Raw genomic sequence first — 21,626 nt, 5'->3', positions numbered from 1 at the left:
GTTTTAAATTAATTCATTGTTTTTCAGACTTCTTTGCCACCATAAACGGATAAACCATATAGTAGAAAAAAATGAATGAAAAAGAGCCCAGAATAATCACCAGATTTACCGACAGAGGCATACTGCCGGAGAGCCTCGTCACAAAGCCTTCTATAAAACCTGCCGCCACAAAAAACGGCATGGTACTCAATATGATATATAAACTCTCTTTGAATCCTTTCTGAAAAGAAGTGAAGCGCGAATAGGTTCCCGGAAAAAGGATGGACGCCGCTACCACAAATCCTGCAGCAGTTGCCACGATAATACTGAATATCTCCATGGCGCCATGAAGCCAGATACCCTGTAAACTTTCAGCAAAAACATCGTGCTCATAAAAGAAATATTGAAATGCACCTATCATGATCCCGTTCGACATGGCAATATAAAACGTAGGGACACCCGCCAGCACTCCGAAAATAAACGCCCGTAATGCTACATAAATATTGTTTACAGTAATTCCGATAAAAGATCCCATACGTCCACCCGACTTATACACTGCCATCGGATCACCTTTCTCAATATTTTCCAATGTCATATTCACATATTCATCACCAAGGATCAGGCGCACAAAAGTATCGTCATATTTTGCAGAAACGGCACCAAGGATGGTGAAAAACAGAAACATCACAAACGCGAACCACATCGTTTTTCTATATTTGTGCATCAGGAGGGGAACGTCGGTTTTAAAGAATTTCCACAACCTGTTCCTTTCGAGGCGTTTCGTTTTATAAATTTTACGGTATATTTGTGAAACCAAAAAATTGAGGTAATCGGTCGTCCTGCTTTTTGGATAATAGGTCTGGGCAAAAGATAAGTCGTTGAGCAAATGGATATAAAGGTTAGCCATCTCATCCGGGTTCTGAGGGTGATCAGAGGCTAACAACTGCTCAAATTCCAGCCACTTGCTTTTATTTTGCTTTATGAATGCGACTTCCTTCATATAGTTCGCTAAATTAATGATAAAATGTCAAAGTTATACATTACTACTACACAAAATGTACCGCTTTTTTTCACTCCCGCATCGATAGGCGAACGGATGCTGGGATATATCATCGACATGATCGTAAAAGCTTCCTACGTCATCAGCCTATATTACCTGTTCAGATACCTGAAATTATTGGATGTATTTATCAACATGGAAACATGGGGGCAGATTGCACTATTTCTGGCGATATACTCTCCTGTTGCATTTTATTCGCTCGTAAGTGAGAGTTTAATGGAAGGAAGAACCCTGGGAAAGATGGTGGTCAAGACGCGGGTAGTAAAAATCGACGGTTACCAGGCATCATTTACCGATTATTTCACACGATGGATATTCAGGTTGGTCGATATTGATATGGGATTTGTGCCGGGTGTATTATTTATGCTGTTTACCCGGCACACACAACGACTTGGCGACCTGACCGCAGGGACAGCCGTAATTTCTGAAAAATCGAAATACAACCTGTCCCATACTATTCTGGCAGATATAAACGGAGATTATGAGCCCTATTTCTCAAGGACTCAGATGCTGCAATTTAACGATAATGACATGCGCATCATCAAAGAAAATGCCCTCTATGCTATTCAAAACAGGGACGCGGCTTTAATGGAGAGGCTTACGACAAAAATTGAAGAGGTAATCCGTATTAAGCACAAATTCCCGACCCAGGAAAATTTATCCGGAAAGTAATCGAAGATTATAACTACTATACCGGAGAATAGACAAAAAAGATGTCCCGGACTATCTCACCGTTTTGATCCTGTAGGCACAAGCCACTTTCCCCTTTTCCATATTGGCCAGTTTGCCTTTCACCATCCTTTTACGAAGAGGAGATATCTTGTCGATAAACAGGATACCCTCTATATGATCATATTCATGTTGGATCACCCGTGCCATATAACCGGAGTATGTTTCATCGCGCGGCTGCAGGTCCTCATCTATATACTGAATACGGATTTGGCTTTCACGGGATACCTTCTCATGAATGCCGGGTATACTCAGACATCCCTCTTCCGAAGAATCCAACTCCCCACTCCGTTCAATAATATGGGCATTAATAAATGCCTTTTTAAAATCCTTGAATTCAGGATGCCCGTCATCGGCAAGCGGGGAGAGATCTACAACAAAGATACGGTCTTCCAGTCCCACCTGCGGACCGGCAAGCCCTACCCCGTCGGCACCATACATGGTCTCGAACATGTTATCGATCAATTCCTTTAAATTGGAATAATTTTCAGGATCAATATCCTGTGCCACTTTTCGCAAAACCGGGTGTCCGTAAATATATATAGGTAAAATCATAATCAACTAATCAAATCCGAAAAACGCTTTTCACTCTTAACTTTTAACTTTTCATTTTCCACTCATTATTCTTCTGCTTTCCATATAACCCTGCAGGATAATGGCAGCACTGATTTCATCGACCAACTCTTTATTTTGACGATCTTTCTTTTTCAATCCGGCATCTCTCATTGCCTGTTCGGCCATTTTGGATGAAAACCGCTCGTCCCAATATTCCACGGGAATTTGAGGATATAATTTTTTCAATCGGTTTACGAAAGGCTCCACCCTTTTCATATTTTCCGAAGGTTCATTGTTCATCTGTTTGGGTAGCCCCACCACAATACACGACACATCCTCCTTTTGAAGATACTCATTCAGAAAATCAAAAATTTTGGATGTCTCCACTGTAGTCAGACCATTGGCAATGATCTGCAGCTGATCGCTCACGGCTATACCCGTACGCTTTTTCCCATAATCGATAGAAAGAATGCGACCCATAACCTTAAGGAGCATCAAATGTGCGTCTGCGTAACTCGAAATCGCGTCCAAGATATTTCTCCCTTACTACCGGATTGGCAGCCAGCTCTTCGGCCGTACCCTGAAACAACACCTTCCCTTCAAAAAGCAAATAAGCACGGTCGGTAATACTCAACGTCTCATCCACATTATGGTCGGTAATAAGAATACCGATATTTCGATATTTCAATTGGGCTACAATCGATTGGATATCCTGTACAGCAATCGGGTCGATACCGGCAAACGGTTCATCGAGCATAATAAATTTCGGGTCGATAGCCAGACAGCGGGCTATCTCAGCCCGGCGGCGTTCACCACCCGAAAGCCGGTCACCTGTATTCTTCCTCACCTTCCCCAGTCCGAACTCATCGATGAGGCTTTCCAATTTATCTTTTTGTTCCTGAGGTGATTTATCGGTAAATTCCAACACCGATCTGATATTATCCTCCACTGTCATTTTCCGAAAAATAGATGCCTCTTGCGCCAGATAACTAATCCCGTGCTGGGCCCGTTTATAGACCGGGAAGCGGGTGATATTCTGCTTTCCTATAAATATTTCTCCTTCATTCGGCACAATCAACCCTACTGTCATATAGAAAGTAGTTGTCTTACCGGCTCCGTTTGGACCGAGTAGCCCGACGATCTCACCTTGCTTTACATCGATGGAGACATGATTTACCACCGTCCGCTTACCATACTTCTTCACCAGATTATCGGTACGCAACGTCAACGATTCTTCCTGCTGCAGGCTCTCCTCCGCTGTTGTATTTACCCCTTCAGTCTCAACGCCGGGGACTATGCCTTCTCTCGTTTCGTCCATTTACTCGAAATATTTTTGCAAAGTTAGGAAAAAGTTGGAAGATAGGAGACACAGATAACAGAAAGGTTGTAAAATTCACAGTTTTAAGAGTGAAAAACCGATCAGAATGGGATATGGAGAAAGGTGCCTTATTCAAAAAGGAAAAACATAGAGGAGCCAATTATTCAACGCTTTGGTTCAGGGGTTTGTGATCCATTAAAAGGATTGAAGAAATAGATATCCTCCTTTTCATACAGCGGGATCTGCAACTTCAGCCGTTCCAGATAATCGTCATAATCGTTATTCTGCCCCCATGCTGCTTCGGATAAGGCAGTGATACGGGGAAAAGTCATAAATTCAAACCTTGCGGGTGTAGCAATGACTTCTGTCCACAAATTGGCCTGCATACCGACAACCTGCTCAAGACGACCTCCCTTCACCCATTTTTCCGGAGTGAAGGAATATGCTTTCTTCAGATCTGCAAAGTTACCGCTCCATCGGCGACCGACAGCATGGGTAGAATCCTGTACAAAATCAAAATAATAGGGTATTCTCGGACATAAAACCACCTTATAATCTTTCTCAAGTGCTTTTTCCAACTGTGCGGGTTGGTCGTGCCGCCACCAAAAAATCAATGTTTTTTCAGAAGGGAGCGATATATCAGCCATCTCGTCCCATGCCAGTATCTTATTGTTCATGGCAAAAAGAGAGTCGGCCATACGCACCATAAAATATTTTTCCACCTGCGGTAAATCCTTCAAATTATGTTTTGCCATAAGGGTTTTAATCCCTTCATTATGATTCCATGCCTCATTACCGAAATGCACTTCGTCGCCTCCCAGATGGATCATCTCCGAAGGAAAGAGCACATTCACCTCTTTCAGGATATCGGTGAGATATTGATATGTACCTTCATTTCCCGGATCAAAAGTAAATTCAGGATATCTTTCCGATCCGCCGCCGCTAAATTGGGGATAGGCACGGTTGGCAGCACGGGCATGTCCCGGCATGTCGATCTCGGGAATTACTACTATCTTCCGCTCTGCAGCATATTGCACAATCTCCCTTATCTCTTCCTGTGTGTAGAACTGTGGTGCGGCATCACTATCACTATGATTTCCTATTCCGCCGATATAGCCAAGAAGAGGGTATTTTTTTATTTCTATGCGCCAGCCGGGTTCATCGGTCAAATGCCAATGGAAACGGTTCAGTTTGTAAAAAGCCATCCAGTCCAATAGCTGTTTTACCTTTTCCTTACCGAAAAAATGCCGTGATTCATCCAGCATAAACCCACGCCACTCATAGCGCGGCGCATCTTCAATATTCCAGCAGGAGATCGAATTGTCTTCAGATGCAGAAATGAGATGTAACAGCGATGTAATTCCCCGGAAAATACCTTCTTTGTCGCCAGCGGAGAGAGTGACACCTTTGGGTGACATCTTCAGGGAATATCCCTCCTTATTGTTTCCGGCTCTATTCTCTTTCAGTAACGATATGGATCGGCTTCCGGGTTGGGATTGAATGGAGAGCGGCAACCTTTTCATGTCGAACAATATTTTCTGTAAGAAAAGGGCTTCGTCAGAAAACGATGGATCGTTAATGTATACCGTTGTCTTACTGTCCAATAGAAATGAGCCGGTGACTTCCTGATAGGATCCGGGCAATGGAATTATAGGAGGCGTCGCCTGTGCTCGTAACGATTGCGCTGCTAAAGAGAAAAGGAGCAAGAATAACACATTTATCTTCATATAACCAAAACATTTATTTTTATTCTGAAATAATCACTGTCGACTGGTCCATTTGCCCGGCAACGGGTGGATTCATTTTTGCCAATTCCACCTCAATGCGACCGATCTCCGGAAATGCCTCCTTCACTCTCCGTAAAATACGGTATGCTGCATTTTCAATCAATTTGGAAGGTTTTGCCATCTCCTCTTTTACCAAACCATATACTTCCGCATAATTGACCGTATCCTTAATGTCATCGCTGATACAGGCCTCTGATAAATCGGCTGAGAAGCGCAATGTCACGGAAAAATTATTTCCGTGAATTGTCTCATGTTCCAATACACCATGGTAAGCAAAAAAATACATATTTTTTAATTCGATAGATGTCTTCATTGATTTATTCTTCTTATCAGGAACTCAATTATGGGAATATTTCGTTATATTTGTTGTTCTGAATACAAATATAATGAAAGCAAATTTATAATCATATGAAGACAACCGAAATTCCCAAAAGACTTTCAGCCATAAGGCAATTTATGGAGGAGAAACAACTCGATCTATTCATCGTTCCCAGTACTGATGCCCATCTGAGTGAGTACCCGCCCAAGCACTGGGAATCCAGAAAATGGATCAGCGGCTTTACCGGTTCCGCAGGAACGGCTGTAGTCGCAAAAGATAAAGCAGGCGTATGGACGGATTCGCGCTATTTCCTTCAAGCGGCCGACGAACTGAAAGATACGGGATTCGAATTGTTTAAAATGGGACAACCGGACACACCCGATATGACGGATTGGATCATTGAGCAGGCCGGCACCGGCGGGACAGTGGGAATCGACGGATTGGTTTACGCAGCCTCCGATGCAAAAGCCCTAAAAACAAAACTCGATGCAAAAGGGATTCGATTGGAAACCTCCCTTGATCCTTTTGCAACCATATGGAAGGATCGTCCGGAAATTCCTGAAAACAAAGTCTTCACTTTGCCTGACAGCGTAGCCGGGGAACCAGTTACGAGCAAGATCGCCCGTATCAATGCCGAATTGAAAAAGGTGGATGCGGACGGCTTGATCATAGTAACCCTCGATGCGGTAGCATGGACTTTTAATCTTCGGGGAAACGACGTGGATTACAACCCCGTAGCAGTTGCATATGGCTACGTTTCGGAGAAGGAGACAGTACTGTTTATCGATCCCGAAAAGTTGACCGATGAAGTAGCTAAGACGTATAAAAAGCAAGGGATTAAGATTACCGACTATAATGATATTTTCGAATATGTCGCCGGATTACCGGAAAATAACACTGTCTGCATTACCGGTAATAAAATCAATTATAAGTTGCTGCAAACTATCCCTTCCTCATGCAAGATTGTGGACGTACCGTCGCCCGTGGATCTGATGAAGAGCATAAAGAACGAAACTGAATTAAAAGGATTCAGGAATGCCATGATCAAAGACGGTGTGGCACTTGTGAAATTCTATATGTGGCTGGAAAAGGCCGTTCCCGCAGGAGAAGTGACAGAAATGACCGTGGAGGAAAAGTTGCATGAGTATCGTTCTCAACAGGATCTCTTTGTAGGCGACAGTTTCGGCACTATTGCCGGATATGCGGGGAATGGCGCCGTTATTCATTATCATGCTTCTCCCGCAACCTCCCTACAGGTGCAGCCGGAAGGATTATTGCTGATCGATTCCGGTGGCCAGTACAAAGACGGAACGACCGATATCACCCGCACGGTGACTGTCGGTAAGTTAAGCCGACAGATGAAAAAAGATTATACCCTAGTGTTGAAAGGACATATTGCCCTGGCTACCGCTATCTATCCCGAAGGGACACGTGGGTCGCAACTTGATATCCTTGCCAGAAAAGCACTGTGGGAAAACGAGCTCACTTACTGGCACGGTACCGGACACGGCATCGGACATTTCCTCAACGTTCACGAAGGGCCTCAAAGCATACGTATGGAAGAAAACCCGACTCAGCTCAGGCCGGGAATGGTTACTTCCAACGAGCCGGGGGTATATCGTGCCAACCAGTATGGTATCCGCATAGAGAACCTGATTGTCACACAAGAGTACAAGAAGACCAAAGAGTTCGGCACTTTTTATAATTTTGAAACCATCACGCTTTGTCCTATCGACACCAAACCGATAGTCAAAAAGCTACTCACCAAAAATGAGATCAAATGGCTCAACAATTATCATAAAATGGTGTTCAAAAAACTCAAAAGATATCTGAACGAAGAGGAAAGAGCATGGCTGAAGCGTAAAACAAAAGCGATATAATTTGAGAATTAGGAATCAGGATTTGAGATTTAGCTGTGCTGATTTTGGTTCCGCCGGACGTTGTTTCAATTCAAAGATTCAAAGATTCAAAGATTCAAAAATTTAAAGATTTAAAGATTCAAAGATTTAAAGATTTAAAAAATTGGTAATTGGTAATTGGTAATTAGTAATTTTTCAAACAAATGCCCCTTATAAAATCAGTTCGCGGTTTCACACCTGAAATCGGTGAAAACACTTATATGGCAGAAAATGCCACTATTATCGGAGATGTGATCATCGGCCGTGATTGCAGTATCTGGTTCAATACCGTGTTGCGCGGTGATGTGAACTCCATTCGTATCGGAGACCGGGTGAACGTACAGGATGGTACAGTTATTCATACCTTGTATCAGAAGTCGGTATCAATCATCGGGAATGATGTATCCATCGGTCATAATGCAGTTATCCACGGTGCTGAAGTGAAAGACGGTGCACTTATTGGCATGGGCGCTATCGTGCTCGATCATGCTGTGGTAGGCGAAGGGGCCATCATCGCTGCCGGCTCTGTAGTGCTCAGCGGCACACAAGTGGAGCCCGGCAGCATCTATGCCGGTGTACCGGCCAAATTCGTCAAGAAGGTCGATCCGGAGCAATCCAAGGAGATGAACCAGAAAATAGCCGGCAACTATTTAATGTACGCAAGTTGGTTCACCTCAGATCCACGAACTTGATTGCCTTCCGGCTCGTTTCGGGATACTTAATTTTGGCAATATACTCCGGAGAAGCAAACTGGATAGTGGGTGCTACCCGCACACGGGAGCGGAAGAGATCTTTCAATTCCTTTTCAAACTTTTCCGACGGATGTTCGCAACCCACCCGCACCACGATCTCATCAGTACCCAGATCATTGGTATAGACATCTATAATATAATCCTTTACTTGTGGTATATTGTCGAGCACATCGTAAAGCGCCGGCGGATAGAGCGAAGTGCCTTTAAATTTGATTAGTTGGCCTTTCCTCCCTACGAGAGGACTCAACCGGATGCTGTTCCGCCCGCATGCACAAGGCGAAGTGTAATGACAGCAAATGTCTCCCGTCCGGAATCGTAAAAGGGGCATCCCTGTAACACCCAAGGTAGTAATGGTAACTTCTCCCGGTTCTCCTTCGGGTACCGGATTCCCGGCATTATCCAGAAACTCGGTGATAATCAGTTCGGGTTGCTGATGTCCACCGTTCTGATGCTCACATTCGGTAAACGATGCCTGCATCTCGGTCGAAGCATAAGTACTCAAGAGCATGGGTACATGCCATTTCTCATGGATACGCTGTCCCAACGTATTCAGCGTGAGATCGGGATTGCGGAGATTCTCGCCGATGCAGATAGCTTTCTTTAACGAACTTGCATTATAATCGATACCGTTCTGCTCGGCATAGTCAATCAGTTTGAGAAGAAACGAGGGTACCACCATACAAAATGTGGGTTTAACGGTACGAATACTATCCCATTGCAGTTGTGGTATTCCGTTTCCAACCCGTATAATTCCCGCACCAAGCATACGGGCACCCATATAATACGCCAATCCGGCCATAAACCGACGATCGTTTTTACAGTTACATGAGATACAATATTTATAGGACAAAGGTAAATAAATAATAACTGAATTTTTATAAAATCAGATAGAACTTATTTATTATGAAAGCCGGAATTCCCTATCTCTCATGAGCTGTCCCTGTTCGGTTGGCAGCCACCATTTTATATAATTGATCGTTAGGGCGGATCTTTTCATTGGTCCTGATGGAGAAACGATCCCCTTTCACCGCTTCGGGAACGGTTACCAGATCTACCCTGATATCATCGGCAGTAACAAAGACGGCACCGGTGGTAGGGCCGGTAATCAGCAGTTCGTCTCCCGGTTTCACCGATTGGGTTTCCACCAGAAACTCCGTTACGCCAAGTTTACCAAAGTGCTTGATGGCTTTTCCTACATACACTTTCCGTTTTGTAGCACCCGATCCGTAACGGTGTGTCCACTCTCCCAATCGTTGTCCGAGATAATATCCATCCCAGAATCCCCGGTTGAATACAGTGGAGAGACGCTCATTCCAGTCGTTTATCTTCTCCTCTGTATACGTGTCATTACAGTAAGCCTGTACCGCCTCCTTGTAGCATGATGTCACCACCCGGACATATTCCGGCCCCCTTGCACGGCCCTCAATTTTAAACACCCGCACGCCGGCATCCATCATTTTATTCATAAAGTGGATGGTCTTGAGATCTTTGGGCGACATGATATACTCATTATCGATTTCCAATTCTATCTCACTGGTTTTATCCTTCACGACATAGCCTCGCCGGCAAATCTGGTTGCAGGCACCCCGGTTGGCTGAAAGATCCTTTTCATGCAGGCTGAGGTAACACTTCCCCGAAACCGCCATGCATAAAGCACCGTGACAAAACATCTCGATACGGATCAACTCCCCTGACGGTCCTTTGACTTGCCGGGCCACTATATCACGATAGATAGATGCCACCTGGCCCATATTCAGCTCACGTGCCAGCACCACCACATCGGCAAACTGCGCGTAAAATTTCAACGACTCGGTATTGCTAATATTCAATTGGGTGGATAAGTGTATCTCCACGCCAATACTCCGGGCATACATCAACACTGCCACATCTGCTGCGATGACGGCTGAAAGGTTCGCCTCTTTCGCAGCATCCACCACCTTCCGCATCAAATCCATGTCGTTGTCATAGATGATAGTGTTGACCGTAAGATAGCTTTTTATATTATGATCACGGCAAATAGCCGCGATATTGTGTAAATCGGCAATGGTGAAATTGTTGGACGATTTGGCACGCATATTCAACCCTTCGATGCCGAAATAGATGGAGTCCGCACCGCCCTGTATAGCCGCCGTCAGCGATTCATAAGATCCTGCCGGTGCCATTATTTCATAATCCTGAATATTCTTCATCCGTAAGCTGTAACTTGAGGACACAAAGGTACAAAAAATCAGCCAATCAGATAAAATATAAAACTCTCTGCATCACGATACGCCTGAGACATTACATCCTCTACCACCCCACCTATCATCGAACTAAGCATAGCTGAATTCAACCGTGATACGTAGGTCTTACCATCCTTTTTTTCATAGACCGAGATACGACAGGGCATCATGTTGGAATAAATGCGAAGAGTATCTTCCGACAAAAGCCGGTAAGCATAATCGGGCTTGCATAGTTCGATCACTTTTACCGGATTCACATCTTTACCGTTCTTTCTCATCGTTTCCTGCAGATCGTGAATGTAAATCACTTTCCATCCACTTTCCGTAATTATTTCGGAGAGCTTGCTTACGGTTTCTTCGAATCCGTATTTACTTTTACTCTCAAAAAACATCTGGTCCATCTTTTCCTGAATTTATGATTTTTTCAACAGTACCTCTTCGATAGCCTGCTTGAAAGCATCTTTTGGAAGTGCTCCCTGTGCCATCTGCGGAGCTTCGCCCATCGGAACAAAGAGCAAGGATGGTATACTCCGGATACCGAATTCGGCAGCCAGTTGCTGCTCTGCTTCCGTATCCACTTTGTAGATATAGATTTCACCGTCATATTCGTTGGCCAGTTCTTCTAGGATGGGAGCAACCATCTTGCAAGGGCCACACCAATCGGCATAAAAATCAATGATACAGGGTTTGTCACCCAAATAAACCCATTGATCGGGATTTTCTTCGAAATTGGCCACTTTCGTCAAAAAGTCGGCCCTTGTCAATTGAATTGTTTTTTTTGATGTTGTCATACTATCTTTTATTTTTATTACGTCCGTTTCACTATTGTTTGAATCGGCCTTCTGTGCAGCGTTACTACATGAAACCAGTATAAATGCCAGAGCTACAGCAGCCATTAAAAAATTTGTTTTCATTATATACTTCAATTAGTTATTGTTGAATATCTTGTTTTGCATCCTTTGTTTTTTTATCGCTTGAGAAAAGATCGAAAAGCAGATAACCTACCAATGCTCCGTATATCATCATCCTATATGGGTTGGAAGTGATAGGACATGTTCCACTCAGACATCCCACGTAATGGTAATAAATATATCCGACCAATGCACCGACTAATATTCCGGCCATCCTCAACCAATGTTTCTTAAAAAAATTTTTCATATATTTCTTTTATTGTCTAAATCCTTATCTTATCCCCAGCCACTTGATCACTTAACCACCTGACCACTTCTCCACTTTAATTGCCACAATCCAGAATACACTTCAACACATTCGAGAATCGCTTATCGCTAAGGGAATAGAAACTATTCTTTCCGCTTTTGCGACAACGGAGTATCCCTTTCGCCCGCATATCTGTCAGATGGTGTGATAGCAACGATTGCTCACAGTCCATTTGTTCCATTAACCCGGTCACCGATTTTTCACCGTCCCGGGTAAGCTGCATAATCACACACAAACGGGTTTCATTGGCCAACGCCTTCAGAATATAGGCCGCCTCTTCAAATTGAGAACGGTCTATCTTACTTCTTTCCAATATATCTGTCTCTTTTTCCATTTCCGTCATATTGAAAAAATTCAAACAAATATATGAACATATATTCATTTATTTTTGTTCGACAAAAATACAATTCTTTTTTTCTATTCCAAAATTTTATCTGATTATTTTATTGTGACACCATAGCCACTCAGCCGCTTAGCCACTTTTAAAACACTTTAATATAATAAGTCAATTTCACCCCGATCACACGGGAAGCCGAACGGGAAAAATAGGCTTGTTCGCTACGGCGACTGGTAAAAATATCTCCCAGTCCGAAATAGTAGCGTCCTTCCAGATCAAAATCACCGATACCGGTTTTCAATTCCATCCCTATTCCGGCAGCTAAACCATAATCCACCCGTTTCAGTTCATACACACCCTCGTATTGCATTCCCACCTCGACATCTTCATCCTCAGCCCTGAGCTCATCCAGATGATCAGACAACGCCTGGCTCATATCCTGCTTATCGCCGACCAGTAGGGATACCTGCGGACCGATATTCATTATAAAGCGTGTTTTTCCTCCCGCATAGATATGCGTCATAAATGGTATATCAATATAGTTCAGTGTCCTGCTGTAAGAGAAATCTGAAGCCGGGTCAAATTCCTCTTTCCATCCCCGTTGGGCATAGTTGATCTCCACAAGAAGTCCCAGATTTTTTTCAGAAATATATTTTGCCGACACACCACCAAAGCTTCCCTGCTTGAAAGCCAAAGGTACACCCGGCACAAAATCCACCTTTGAGAAAAGGCTTCCGCCACCGGCCCCCAGATACAGTTCACCTTTGAACACTTCTTTTTGGGCATATAGTGGAGAAATACTCAAAGAAAGCAAAAAAACTAGAACAACAAGGCTAAAAAAGGGTCTCATTGGCTTTTATCGGTTTTAATGATTCTTCCGTTCGTGCTATAATTAATAAAATAGAGTCCGGAATTGATGAAACCACCCCAATTATTGGGTCGTTCGAAATGGAACGGGAATTGGAGTGAATTTACATTCACCCGTTCTATATTTTGCTCGAAATTATTGCCATACCGCTGTAAAGCCGTCAGGAAAAACAAAGCAGTATCATAGCCCCACATACCGTAGCTGGGAAATGTTTCCAGAAGATCCCTGCCATACCACTTACGGAAATTGCTTTTGAAAGCCTCCACGTCACGGCTCTGTTCGTTAGCAAAGAAAGGAGCGAAGATATAAGTATTAAACAGGCTGTAATCTTCTTTCACATTAGAATAGGCTTGCCAGTCAGGATAACCGAACAGGCGGATGGCAAAGCCGGAATCAGACTCCTGCACTTTCCTCAATTCATCCGTTATCTGACGCAACAATCCGGAATCACCGCTGGTCGGCACAATCACATTCTCTTTACTTCTGCTCATCAACGCAAGGATTGTACTACTGAGTGTGGTTGTGGCGTTCAACGTTTCATATCTGACGTTATTCCTGCGAAGGTCGTTCTGCAACAGGGATATAAACTCATTTTTATCATTCGCACCTCCCTGCACAAAAATGATATTGGCATTGCGGAACGTCTGGAGGAAAACAGAAGCAGTTTTGATATAAGTCATATGTTGCACAGGATTTACCTGGAACAGGTTTCCGTTGTTCAGCACCTCTCCGTTACTCTGCGAGAACGGTACCACATATTTCATATTATGGGATCTGGAAAAATCTGAAAGCATCTTGATTTGTGCATCACTGACACCACCGATGATCAGATTGAGAGATTGCATCTCCATTGTACCAAGCAAACTTTGTAACTTCTGTGTGTCGTCTCCTTTGCCAATTTCAAAAACATACAATTCTATATTGGCTCCGTTGTTCTTCATTTTTTCCACCGCCAGAAGAAAACCTTCATAATACTCCTGAAGACGCAAATGAGAGCCTCTCGTCTCGTCCAGGAATGGTAACAGCAATCCCACTTTCATCACATTGACCCTTTCTGACGGAATCTGCTGGGTGAGCAATCGATTCGCTTCATTTGCATTCGATCTGGAATCATCCTCTACAAGAATCCTTTTTACCGGAACCAGCAACTCCATATTGCTCTTCAATCCCCCTTCAAGCATAGGATTCAACCGCTGGATTTCCTGTACTTCCACATTATAGCGTTTTGCAATACTGTAGAGAGTTTCTCCCCTGCTGACTTTATGGATAATGTTAGTGGTCTGTTCTTCATAAGGTAAGATTACCTCATACGATTCGAAAAAAGGAATGCGAATAGTTTTTCCTATCTGGAATGTCTCCACAGACAGTCCGGGGTTTGCCCTCATCACATCCTCCGGTTTCAGGGAATAGGTTTTCGATACGGAATAGAGCGTCTCTTTAGGAAGTATGGTATGGTAACGATAGTTCTCTTCTTTTTCCTGACTGATAACCCGCCGTTGCGGAATAGTAAGCACCTGTCCTTCAGCAATCCCCTCCCTGGCTCCCGGATTAAGACGGAATATCTCATCCACAGTAGTATGGTACATCTTGGCTATACCGTACACAGTCTCACCAAGCACTACGGTATGCTGGAATGTTGTATTCTGGTCTGCCGGTGGAGATTGAAAAGACTGAAAGGGACGGGGTGACTGGGAGGACTGGGGAACATTGGCACTCTGCGAAGGAGAAACTACTTGTCCTTTATTTTCACCGGCAACCGGGATCAATAGTTTCTGTCCGTTCTGCAGACCTCTTTCCGCTCCGGGATTATGACGAAGAATATCGGCTACCGACACCGAAAAAGTCCGCGAGATAGCATAGAGACCTTCTCCCGATTGAACGTTATATTCATAATAAGTTTGTCCATTCACCTCCACTGTTTTATACTTCAGATCCTGCGCTTGAAGTGAAAGGAGTGATATACCTAAGAAAAGTACGGTCCAGAATATTTTACTCAGATTAAACCTGTTATGCATCTTTTGTTTTAATTTAGATGAGCTGCTTAGGCAGCTTTAATGCACAAAAATAGAAATATTATTTGGATTTATACCTTTGTGGGGATCAAATGCGACAAGCAGTTTGACAGTAATTATAAGATTTTAAACACAATTAGGTTAGTTGCTAAAATGGCAACGGGTCATTCCCCTGTGGCACGAGGCCGGATGAAGAGAAGGATGAATCGGTGGATGAGTCAGCCGGTTTCGACTGGGCATTCATCCTCGAAGGACGCTCTACGTAATTCCTTCCCACAGCATAATCGTCCAGGTTTTGAAAACGGGCATACTCATTATCGAAGCGCATGCTGGCAATACCGGTAGGGCCGTTACGATGCTTTGCCACGATGATCTCAGCGATACCCACCAACGAATTGCCACGTTCGTCTTCAGTAATCCTGTAATATTCGGGGCGATGAATGAAACAAACAATATCGGCATCCTGCTCAATCGCACCCGACTCGCGCAGGTCGGCCAGTTGCGGTCTCTTACCTTCATGTCCCTGTCGTGATTCCACTCCACGGTTCAACTGTGACAGGGCAATAATGGGGATATTCAACTCTTTGGCCAATCCTTTCAATGAACGGGAGATCATACTCACCTCCTGCTCACGGCTACCAAAACTCATTCCACTTGCATTCATCAATTGCAGGTAATCGATGATCAGTATTTGCACACCATGTTCCCGGACTAACCGCCTGGCTTTGGTACGTAACTCAAATACCGACAAACTGGGCGTATCGTCGATATAAATAGGAGCATTATACAAGAACTTATGATTTTTATCGAGCCGTTCCCATTCATCTTCAGAAAGACGACCGCTCTTGATGCTCTCCCCTTTTATCTGGCATACGTTCACTATTAGCCTGTTCACCAACTGCACATTCGACATCTCAAGTGAAAAAACACCCACCGGCTGCTCGAAATCAAGCGCCATATTTTTTGCCATTGACAATACAAAAGCAGTCTTCCCCATGGCAGGACGCGCAGCAATAATCACCAGATCGGATCTCTGCCAGCCCGACGTCAGTTTGTCCAACTCCTTGAAACCGGTCGGCAGACCACTCATCCCGTCTTTCCGGTTAGCCGCCAACTGGATATTATTCATCGCTTCACGGATGACAGGGTTGATCTGGATCACATCTTTTTTCACATTCCGCTGAGAAATCTCAAACAGACGCCCTTCAGTCTCCTGCATGAGATCATCCACATCCACCGTTTCATCAAAAGCCTGCTGCGACACATCCGAAGAGAAAGCGATCAACTCTCTTGCCATAGATTTCTGCGCAATGATACGGGCATGATATTCTATATGGGCAGCAGAGGCTACCTTTTCCGACAGTTCGGCAATATAGACCGCCCCCCCGGCAGTCTCCAACTCACCCCGCCGTTTCAGTTCCTCCACAACCGTCAGGACATCCACAGGCTTTTGTTGCATGGCAAGCCCCTGAATGGAATCATAGATCAACTGGTGTGAAGGATCATAAAAACTTTCCGGCTTCAATATTTCACTGACAACCGAATAAGCATCTTTTTCAAGCATCAGTGCCCCAAGCACCGCTTCCTCCAGTTCTCTTGCCTGAGGAGGTAGCTTGCCAATATCGGGTGCTGCAACCGTTTTTTCAACTACTTTAACCGCAGATTTTCTTTTTTGTCTTTCCATCTCAATAGGTTTTTGTTAAAAGGAGTGTAAAGGTAGGGAGTAATTTGTTCCTGCGGGAATTTTTAATCTCTATTCTTTCCTAAAAGTTATAAACACGGTGTTGAAAACTTGTTGAACTATCAAAAGTGGAATGGCAGAATGGTGGAATGGAGAAGGTGGGAAGATTGACTTGCCTGTTGATGAAAGACAAGGGGCTGTAAAGGAGTAAGAAGCAAGGAGAGTAAGAGGTATAAGAAAGAAAATAAATAAAAAATGAAGAATTTTCCAAGGATAATTTTGTATCTTTACGCATCATCATCTGTTCATTCAGGATTATAACAATATAGAGGACTACAACACTTTAAAATTAAATTTATGGATGCAGAAGAATTGAAAAAACAGAAAGACAAGACGGATCAACGGAAAATGACCACCGTCGCAGGTGCACCGGTAGGTAACAACCAGGATTCAATGACAGCAGGCCCGCGGGGGCCAATGATGCTGCAGGATGTATGGTTTTTGGAAAAAATGGCTCATTTCGACCGGGAGGTAATTCCCGAAAGGCGTATGCATGCGAAAGGATCGGGTGCATTCGGCACGTTTACCGTAACCCATGACATTACGCAGTACACAAAAGCCAAGATCTTTTCGGAAATCGGAAAAAAAACGGAAATGTTCGTTCGTTTTTCTACCGTTGCGGGTGAACGTGGCGCGGCAGATGCCGAACGGGATATCCGCGGTTTCGCAATGAAATTCTATACTGAAGAAGGCAACTGGGATCTGGTAGGCAACAACACGCCTGTTTTCTTTTTCCGGGACCCGTTGAAATTTATCGACCTGAACCATGCGGTAAAACGCGACCCGCACACCAACCTGCGCAGTCCCAACAACAACTGGGACTTCTGGACGAACCTCCCCGAAGCGCTCCATCAGGTAACCATCACCATGAGCGACAGGGGTATTCCCCGCAGCTACCGCCATATGCACGGATTCGGAAGCCATACGTTCAGCTTTATCAACGCAGAAAATGTGCGCCATTGGGTAAAATTCCATTTTGTCTCGCAGCAGGGAATAGAGAACCTTACTGATGCGGAAGCTGAAATGGTGGTGGGAAAAGACCGGGAAAGTCATCAGCGGGATCTGTTCGAAGCCATCGGCAACGGCAATTTCCCGAAATGGAAACTCTATGTGCAGATCATGACCGAAGAACAGGCTGAAAATATGCCATACAACCCGTTCGATCTTACCAAGGTATGGTATAAAGGAGACTTTCCACTTATTCCGGTAGGGGAATTTGAATTGAACCGTAATCCCGATAATTATTTCCAAGATGTGGAACAGGCTGCCTTTAACCCGGCCAATGTGGTACCGGGTATAGGCTTCTCTCCCGACAGGATGCTGCAGGGACGCCTTTTCTCTTACGGTGACGCTCATCGCTACCGCCTCGGGGTGAACCATCACCAGATTCCGGTAAACTATCCCAAAGGCGTCGATAAAGCAAACTACCATCCCTTCCACCGCGACGGACAAATGCGCGTAGATGGAAACCAGGGCGCTACCCTGCATTATGAGCCGAACAGCTACAATGTATGGCAGGAGCAACCCGAATATGATGAACCAATACAAAAGGTAGACGGTGACATCAAACGGTGGAATTTCCGCGAAGACGATGATAACTACTACGAACAGCCGGGCAAACTGTTCCGACTGATGACGCCCGATGCACAGCAACGTCTTTTTGAAAACACGGCACGGAACATGGGTTCCAGTGACGAGATTATCAAGATCCGGCATATCGGCAACTGCTATAAGGCCGATCCGGCCTACGGAAGAGGGGTGGCAGACGCGCTGGGTATCCCGTACGGAAAAGCAGGTATCGAATAGAAGTAACGTTGACATACCGGGTAAAAGAGGATATATCACTATGTGATTTTATCCTCTTTTTTATTACTAATTTCGATAGACGACATGAATAAAATACAAACGAATTTCAATTCGACATTGGGCAGATACATCCTATGATTTATTTTGCTAATTTTACAAACAAAAGTGTCTACGTTCATGAAAGAGATTCCATCCTTTACGGGATTTAAGCCCGGAACCGTACGGTTCTTACAGGAACTGAAAGAAAACAATTATAAACAATGGTTCGACGAACACAAAACCGTTTACCAGGAGGTGTTGCTACAGCCGTTCCGTGCGCTGGCTGTCATGCTTTCACCATCCATGTATAATATTGATCCGATGTTCGACCTGAGACCGCAAAAAATGCTCTCACGCATTTACCGCGATATCCGATTCTCTTCAAACAAAGCCCCGTACAAAACCAGTATGTGGCTGAATTTTCAGCGTATGACCACACATTGGGAGAATTTTCCCGGTTATTTTGCCGAATTCAGCGACGAATATTTCATGTACGGAATGGGGCTTTTTATGCCCAAACGGAAAGTAACAGACCACCTGAGGGAGGAAATTGGATACAATCCCGAATCGTTCAAAGAGATGGCACAAACAGCATTGGATACGGGGTTCGAGGTAGCCGGAGAAACCTATAAACGCCCGCTGTCCAATGATCTCCCCGAATTCTATCAGCCGTGGATGCAACGCAAAAACGTATATGTACTCAAAACCCTGCCGCTGACGGATCAACGGTTGTTCAACGAAGCTATCGCGCTTCAGTTGATAGAGGATTTCACACAAATCGCCGACCTGTACCATTTTATGGTGAAAATCGTACAGGAAACGGTATCCCCAGACCATTAAAAGAGATTTAACGCGTCAAAACTCTTTATAACTGATATTAACTTAGTATATTAACCCCGGTATATTAACTTTGTCGTTTAATTTCAAAAGAATATAGTCATTGTTATGAAAAAAATAGCAACCACTCTTTTTGGTTTTCTCTTTCTTTTTACGGCTTTTATATCTGCCCAGGATATTATCACCTGGGATTTTTCCCTTGAAGATGCCGGAAACGGGGAGGTCAACATCATTGCCAAGGCCTCTGTCCAGCAGGGATGGTATATGTACGACACGAAGATACCGGATGGCGGCCCCAACCCCACCATGATCGAGTTCGACAAGACAACCGGCGCAGAAGCGGTCGGCGAATTCCAGTCGGTCGATAAGAAAGCGACAGTGAAGCATGACGAGATTTTCGGAATGGAGATTGGCACCTTTACCGGTTCGACCACCTTTGCCCAGCGGTTGAAAATAACCGACAAGGCCGGCTTTTCCATCGAAGGGAACGTGCGTGCACAGGCATGTAACGACCAGACCTGTACACCTCCGTTACCGGTAGATTTCTCATTCGCTGCATCCGACCTGTCCGCTTCGGTAACAGTAGCCGGAAGCACATCCACCGGAGAGAATGCCTTGCCTTCCACTCCTGCGGAAACAGGAGTACCGGCAGATACAACAGAAGAAACAATTGCCCCGGATACCCCGGTCTCTTTAACCAGTGCCGACAGGGAACAGCTCTGGTCGCCGGTCATTGAAGAGTTGAACGCGCTTGGGGCAGACGACCATGCCGACGCCTCCCTGTGGAGCATCTTCCTGAAAGGTCTTTTGTGGGGCTTTGCCGCCTTGATTACTCCCTGCGTCTGGCCGATGATCCCCATTACGGTCAGTTTCTTCCTGAACAGGAACAAGAAGAGCCGCAGGAAAGCCATACAGGATGCCACGATATACGGTCTCTCCATCATCATCATCTATGTGACGCTGGGGCTGATCATCACCGCCATCTTCGGCGCCGCCGCACTGAATAATATCGCTACGAGCCCGGTATTCAACCTGATTTTCTTTGCCCTGCTCATCACCTTTGCCTTCTCCTTCATGGGAGCTTTCGAGATCGTACTTCCCTCATCATGGACCAATAAGATGGACAGTAAGGTGGACAGCACCACGGGAATTATCAGCCTGTTCTTCATGGCATTTACCCTGGCACTGGTTTCCTTCTCCTGCACAGGTCCGATCATTGGATGGTTGTTGGTGGATGCCGCCACACAAGGCAACTTCCTGGCTCCCGCCCTGGGCATGTTCGGTTTTGCCTTTGCCCTGGCTATCCCGTTCACACTGTTTGCCATCTTCCCCTCTTGGCTCAAGACATTACCCAAGTCGGGAAGCTGGCTCAACGCTGTGAAAGTGGTGCTCGGATTCATCGTGCTGGCCGTATCCCTGAAATTTTTATCGGTGGCCGACCTCTCCGGCGGATGGGGTATCCTCAACCGTGATATATTCCTCTCGTTGTGGATCGTCATCTTCGCATTACTGGGACTCTACCTCCTGGGAAAAATCAAACTACACGGCGACAGCGACTTGTCCCATGTGCCTCTTTTCAGGCTCTTCCTGGCCATACTCTCCTTTGCCTTTACCATCTACCTGGTGCCCGGTTTATGGGGGGCACCGCTGAAACCCATCAGTTCCATCGTGCCGCCATTGTCGACTCAGGATTTCAAGCTGGCACATAACCCGATGAACCAGGTCTTCGACGATTATGAAACCGGAATGGCCTATGCCACACAGACGGGCAAGCCGGTACTGCTGGAATTTGGCGGCCACGGCTGCGTGAACTGCCACAAGATGGATGCCACCGTGCTGGCTGACGACCGTGTGAGGGAATTGATCGACGAGGAGTTTGTATTTATCGTGCTCATGGTGGACGAACGTACACGGCTGCCCGAAACAATCGAAGTCGATGAAAACGGAAGGACGTCAAAGCTGCGTACAGTAGGCGACAAGTGGAGTTACCTGCAGCGCCACAAGTTCGGTACCCAGTCACAACCCTTTTACGTGGTACTCGACCATAAGGGAAAACCGCTTTCTCCTTCACACGCTTATGACGAGAGTGTGGATAACTATGTGGAATTCCTGCAGACGGGTTTAAAAAATTTCAGAAAATAATTCAATC

At 45.0% G+C, this 21,626-nt stretch carries 20 protein-coding genes and 1 pseudogene; 6 read left to right on the top strand and 15 right to left on the bottom strand.

Features of this window, described 5'->3' with window-relative positions; genetic code table 11:
- Positions 1-13: 13 nt before the first annotated feature.
- Positions 14-979, bottom strand: a complete 966-nt coding sequence (locus U2P89_RS08230) for a stage II sporulation protein M (RefSeq protein ID WP_092025326.1) — start codon at positions 977-979, stop codon at positions 14-16.
- 24 nt (positions 980-1,003) lie between these two features.
- Between U2P89_RS08230 and U2P89_RS08225 the strand changes: the two genes are divergently transcribed.
- Complete coding sequence (locus tag U2P89_RS08225; RefSeq protein ID WP_322191171.1) at positions 1,004-1,711, top strand: RDD family protein; 708 nt, start codon at positions 1,004-1,006, stop codon at positions 1,709-1,711.
- A 51-nt stretch (positions 1,712-1,762) separates the two neighbouring features.
- Here the strand turns inward: U2P89_RS08225 and def are convergent, their stop codons facing one another.
- The 5 genes from def to folB form a co-directional block, all read right to left on the bottom strand.
- Positions 1,763-2,323, bottom strand: coding sequence for a peptide deformylase (def, locus tag U2P89_RS08220; RefSeq protein WP_092117683.1), 561 nt, complete (start codon positions 2,321-2,323; stop codon positions 1,763-1,765).
- A gap of 51 nt (positions 2,324-2,374) precedes the next feature.
- Positions 2,375-2,803 carry a Holliday junction resolvase RuvX gene (ruvX, locus tag U2P89_RS08215; RefSeq protein ID WP_076932276.1) on the bottom strand — a complete coding sequence of 143 codons (429 nt, stop codon included), beginning with the start codon at positions 2,801-2,803 and terminating at the stop codon, positions 2,375-2,377.
- 4 nt (positions 2,804-2,807) lie between these two features.
- On the bottom strand, positions 2,808-3,641 hold the full coding sequence (gene lptB, locus U2P89_RS08210; RefSeq protein WP_409568052.1) for an LPS export ABC transporter ATP-binding protein: 834 nt from the start codon (positions 3,639-3,641) through the stop codon (positions 2,808-2,810).
- Positions 3,642-3,805: 164 nt separating this feature from the next.
- Positions 3,806-5,368, bottom strand: a complete 1,563-nt coding sequence (locus tag U2P89_RS08205; protein WP_322191170.1) for a beta-N-acetylhexosaminidase — start codon at positions 5,366-5,368, stop codon at positions 3,806-3,808.
- Between the two features lie 19 nt (positions 5,369-5,387).
- Positions 5,388-5,741, bottom strand: a complete 354-nt coding sequence (gene folB, locus U2P89_RS08200) for a dihydroneopterin aldolase (RefSeq protein ID WP_076931384.1) — start codon at positions 5,739-5,741, stop codon at positions 5,388-5,390.
- Positions 5,742-5,836: 95 nt separating this feature from the next.
- On the opposite strand from folB, the gene U2P89_RS08195 reads away from it, so the two are divergent.
- Together U2P89_RS08195 and U2P89_RS08190 are read left to right on the top strand one after the other, a co-directional pair.
- Positions 5,837-7,627 (top strand): aminopeptidase P family protein, encoded by a 1,791-nt coding sequence (locus U2P89_RS08195; protein ID WP_076931385.1) that lies wholly within the window; start codon positions 5,837-5,839, stop codon positions 7,625-7,627.
- A 182-nt stretch (positions 7,628-7,809) separates the two neighbouring features.
- Complete coding sequence (locus tag U2P89_RS08190) at positions 7,810-8,337, top strand: gamma carbonic anhydrase family protein (RefSeq protein ID WP_019538761.1); 528 nt, start codon at positions 7,810-7,812, stop codon at positions 8,335-8,337.
- On the opposite strand, the pseudogene U2P89_RS08185 reads toward U2P89_RS08190, so the two are convergent.
- From U2P89_RS08185 to dnaB, 9 genes and pseudogenes are all read right to left on the bottom strand, one after another.
- A pseudogene (locus tag U2P89_RS08185) lies at positions 8,315-9,208 on the bottom strand (phenylacetate--CoA ligase family protein); the annotation flags it as partial. The gene U2P89_RS08190 and the pseudogene U2P89_RS08185 sit on opposite strands and share 23 nt — an antisense overlap.
- Positions 9,209-9,317: 109 nt before the next feature.
- On the bottom strand, positions 9,318-10,586 hold the full coding sequence (locus U2P89_RS08180; protein WP_322191169.1) for a peptidase U32 family protein: 1,269 nt from the start codon (positions 10,584-10,586) through the stop codon (positions 9,318-9,320).
- A 38-nt stretch (positions 10,587-10,624) separates the two neighbouring features.
- Positions 10,625-11,020, bottom strand: coding sequence for a DUF302 domain-containing protein (locus U2P89_RS08175; protein WP_322191168.1), 396 nt, complete (start codon positions 11,018-11,020; stop codon positions 10,625-10,627).
- A gap of 12 nt (positions 11,021-11,032) precedes the next feature.
- Positions 11,033-11,515, bottom strand: coding sequence for a thioredoxin (gene trxA, locus U2P89_RS08170; protein WP_322191167.1), 483 nt, complete (start codon positions 11,513-11,515; stop codon positions 11,033-11,035).
- 34 nt (positions 11,516-11,549) lie between these two features.
- The gene (locus tag U2P89_RS08165; RefSeq protein ID WP_076931411.1) at positions 11,550-11,777 is read right to left on the bottom strand and encodes a DUF6132 family protein; all 228 of its coding nucleotides are present in this window, start codon (positions 11,775-11,777) and stop codon (positions 11,550-11,552) included.
- 76 nt (positions 11,778-11,853) lie between these two features.
- Positions 11,854-12,171 carry a metalloregulator ArsR/SmtB family transcription factor gene (locus tag U2P89_RS08160; RefSeq protein WP_322191166.1) on the bottom strand — a complete coding sequence of 106 codons (318 nt, stop codon included), beginning with the start codon at positions 12,169-12,171 and terminating at the stop codon, positions 11,854-11,856.
- A 148-nt stretch (positions 12,172-12,319) separates the two neighbouring features.
- Positions 12,320-12,946, bottom strand: coding sequence for a porin family protein (locus U2P89_RS08155; protein ID WP_322191165.1), 627 nt, complete (start codon positions 12,944-12,946; stop codon positions 12,320-12,322).
- A 74-nt stretch (positions 12,947-13,020) separates the two neighbouring features.
- Positions 13,021-15,057, bottom strand: coding sequence for a LysM peptidoglycan-binding domain-containing protein (locus tag U2P89_RS08150; protein WP_322191164.1), 2,037 nt, complete (start codon positions 15,055-15,057; stop codon positions 13,021-13,023).
- A gap of 145 nt (positions 15,058-15,202) precedes the next feature.
- Positions 15,203-16,738, bottom strand: coding sequence for a replicative DNA helicase (dnaB, locus tag U2P89_RS08145; RefSeq protein ID WP_076931414.1), 1,536 nt, complete (start codon positions 16,736-16,738; stop codon positions 15,203-15,205).
- A gap of 354 nt (positions 16,739-17,092) precedes the next feature.
- On the opposite strand from dnaB, the gene U2P89_RS08140 reads away from it, so the two are divergent.
- From U2P89_RS08140 to U2P89_RS08130, 3 genes are all read left to right on the top strand, one after another.
- Positions 17,093-18,601 carry a catalase gene (locus U2P89_RS08140; RefSeq protein WP_322191163.1) on the top strand — a complete coding sequence of 503 codons (1,509 nt, stop codon included), beginning with the start codon at positions 17,093-17,095 and terminating at the stop codon, positions 18,599-18,601.
- Between the two features lie 177 nt (positions 18,602-18,778).
- Positions 18,779-19,480, top strand: coding sequence for a DUF2461 domain-containing protein (locus U2P89_RS08135; RefSeq protein WP_322191162.1), 702 nt, complete (start codon positions 18,779-18,781; stop codon positions 19,478-19,480).
- A gap of 105 nt (positions 19,481-19,585) precedes the next feature.
- Positions 19,586-21,619, top strand: coding sequence for a protein-disulfide reductase DsbD family protein (locus U2P89_RS08130; RefSeq protein WP_091909966.1), 2,034 nt, complete (start codon positions 19,586-19,588; stop codon positions 21,617-21,619).
- The last annotated feature ends 7 nt before the right edge of the window (positions 21,620-21,626 follow it).

This window comes from Proteiniphilum sp. (assembly GCF_034331125.1).
Classification (GTDB): Bacteria; Bacteroidota; Bacteroidia; order Bacteroidales; family Dysgonomonadaceae; genus Proteiniphilum; species Proteiniphilum saccharofermentans.
This window is presented reverse-complemented; position numbering and strand designations above follow the sequence as displayed.

Bases quoted from the DNA above. Each gene is read 5' to 3' on its own strand.
- U2P89_RS08230 (WP_092025326.1), bottom strand. From the start codon at position 979: ATGAAGGAAGTCGCATTCATAAAGCAAAATAAAAGCAAGTGGCTGGAA.
- U2P89_RS08225 (WP_322191171.1), top strand. From the start codon at position 1,004: ATGTCAAAGTTATACATTACTACTACACAAAATGTACCGCTTTTTTTC.
- def (WP_092117683.1), bottom strand. From the start codon at position 2,323: ATGATTTTACCTATATATATTTACGGACACCCGGTTTTGCGAAAAGTG.
- ruvX (WP_076932276.1), bottom strand. From the start codon at position 2,803: ATGGGTCGCATTCTTTCTATCGATTATGGGAAAAAGCGTACGGGTATA.
- lptB (WP_409568052.1), bottom strand. From the start codon at position 3,641: ATGGACGAAACGAGAGAAGGCATAGTCCCCGGCGTTGAGACTGAAGGG.
- U2P89_RS08205 (WP_322191170.1), bottom strand. From the start codon at position 5,368: ATGAAGATAAATGTGTTATTCTTGCTCCTTTTCTCTTTAGCAGCGCAA.
- folB (WP_076931384.1), bottom strand. From the start codon at position 5,741: ATGAAGACATCTATCGAATTAAAAAATATGTATTTTTTTGCTTACCAT.
- U2P89_RS08195 (WP_076931385.1), top strand. From the start codon at position 5,837: ATGAAGACAACCGAAATTCCCAAAAGACTTTCAGCCATAAGGCAATTT.
- U2P89_RS08190 (WP_019538761.1), top strand. From the start codon at position 7,810: ATGCCCCTTATAAAATCAGTTCGCGGTTTCACACCTGAAATCGGTGAA.
- U2P89_RS08180 (WP_322191169.1), bottom strand. From the start codon at position 10,586: ATGAAGAATATTCAGGATTATGAAATAATGGCACCGGCAGGATCTTAT.
- U2P89_RS08175 (WP_322191168.1), bottom strand. From the start codon at position 11,020: ATGGACCAGATGTTTTTTGAGAGTAAAAGTAAATACGGATTCGAAGAA.
- trxA (WP_322191167.1), bottom strand. From the start codon at position 11,515: ATGGCTGCTGTAGCTCTGGCATTTATACTGGTTTCATGTAGTAACGCT.
- U2P89_RS08165 (WP_076931411.1), bottom strand. From the start codon at position 11,777: ATGAAAAATTTTTTTAAGAAACATTGGTTGAGGATGGCCGGAATATTA.
- U2P89_RS08160 (WP_322191166.1), bottom strand. From the start codon at position 12,171: ATGGAAAAAGAGACAGATATATTGGAAAGAAGTAAGATAGACCGTTCT.
- U2P89_RS08150 (WP_322191164.1), bottom strand. From the start codon at position 15,057: ATGCATAACAGGTTTAATCTGAGTAAAATATTCTGGACCGTACTTTTC.
- dnaB (WP_076931414.1), bottom strand. From the start codon at position 16,738: ATGGAAAGACAAAAAAGAAAATCTGCGGTTAAAGTAGTTGAAAAAACG.
- U2P89_RS08140 (WP_322191163.1), top strand. From the start codon at position 17,093: ATGGATGCAGAAGAATTGAAAAAACAGAAAGACAAGACGGATCAACGG.
- U2P89_RS08135 (WP_322191162.1), top strand. From the start codon at position 18,779: ATGAAAGAGATTCCATCCTTTACGGGATTTAAGCCCGGAACCGTACGG.
- U2P89_RS08130 (WP_091909966.1), top strand. From the start codon at position 19,586: ATGAAAAAAATAGCAACCACTCTTTTTGGTTTTCTCTTTCTTTTTACG.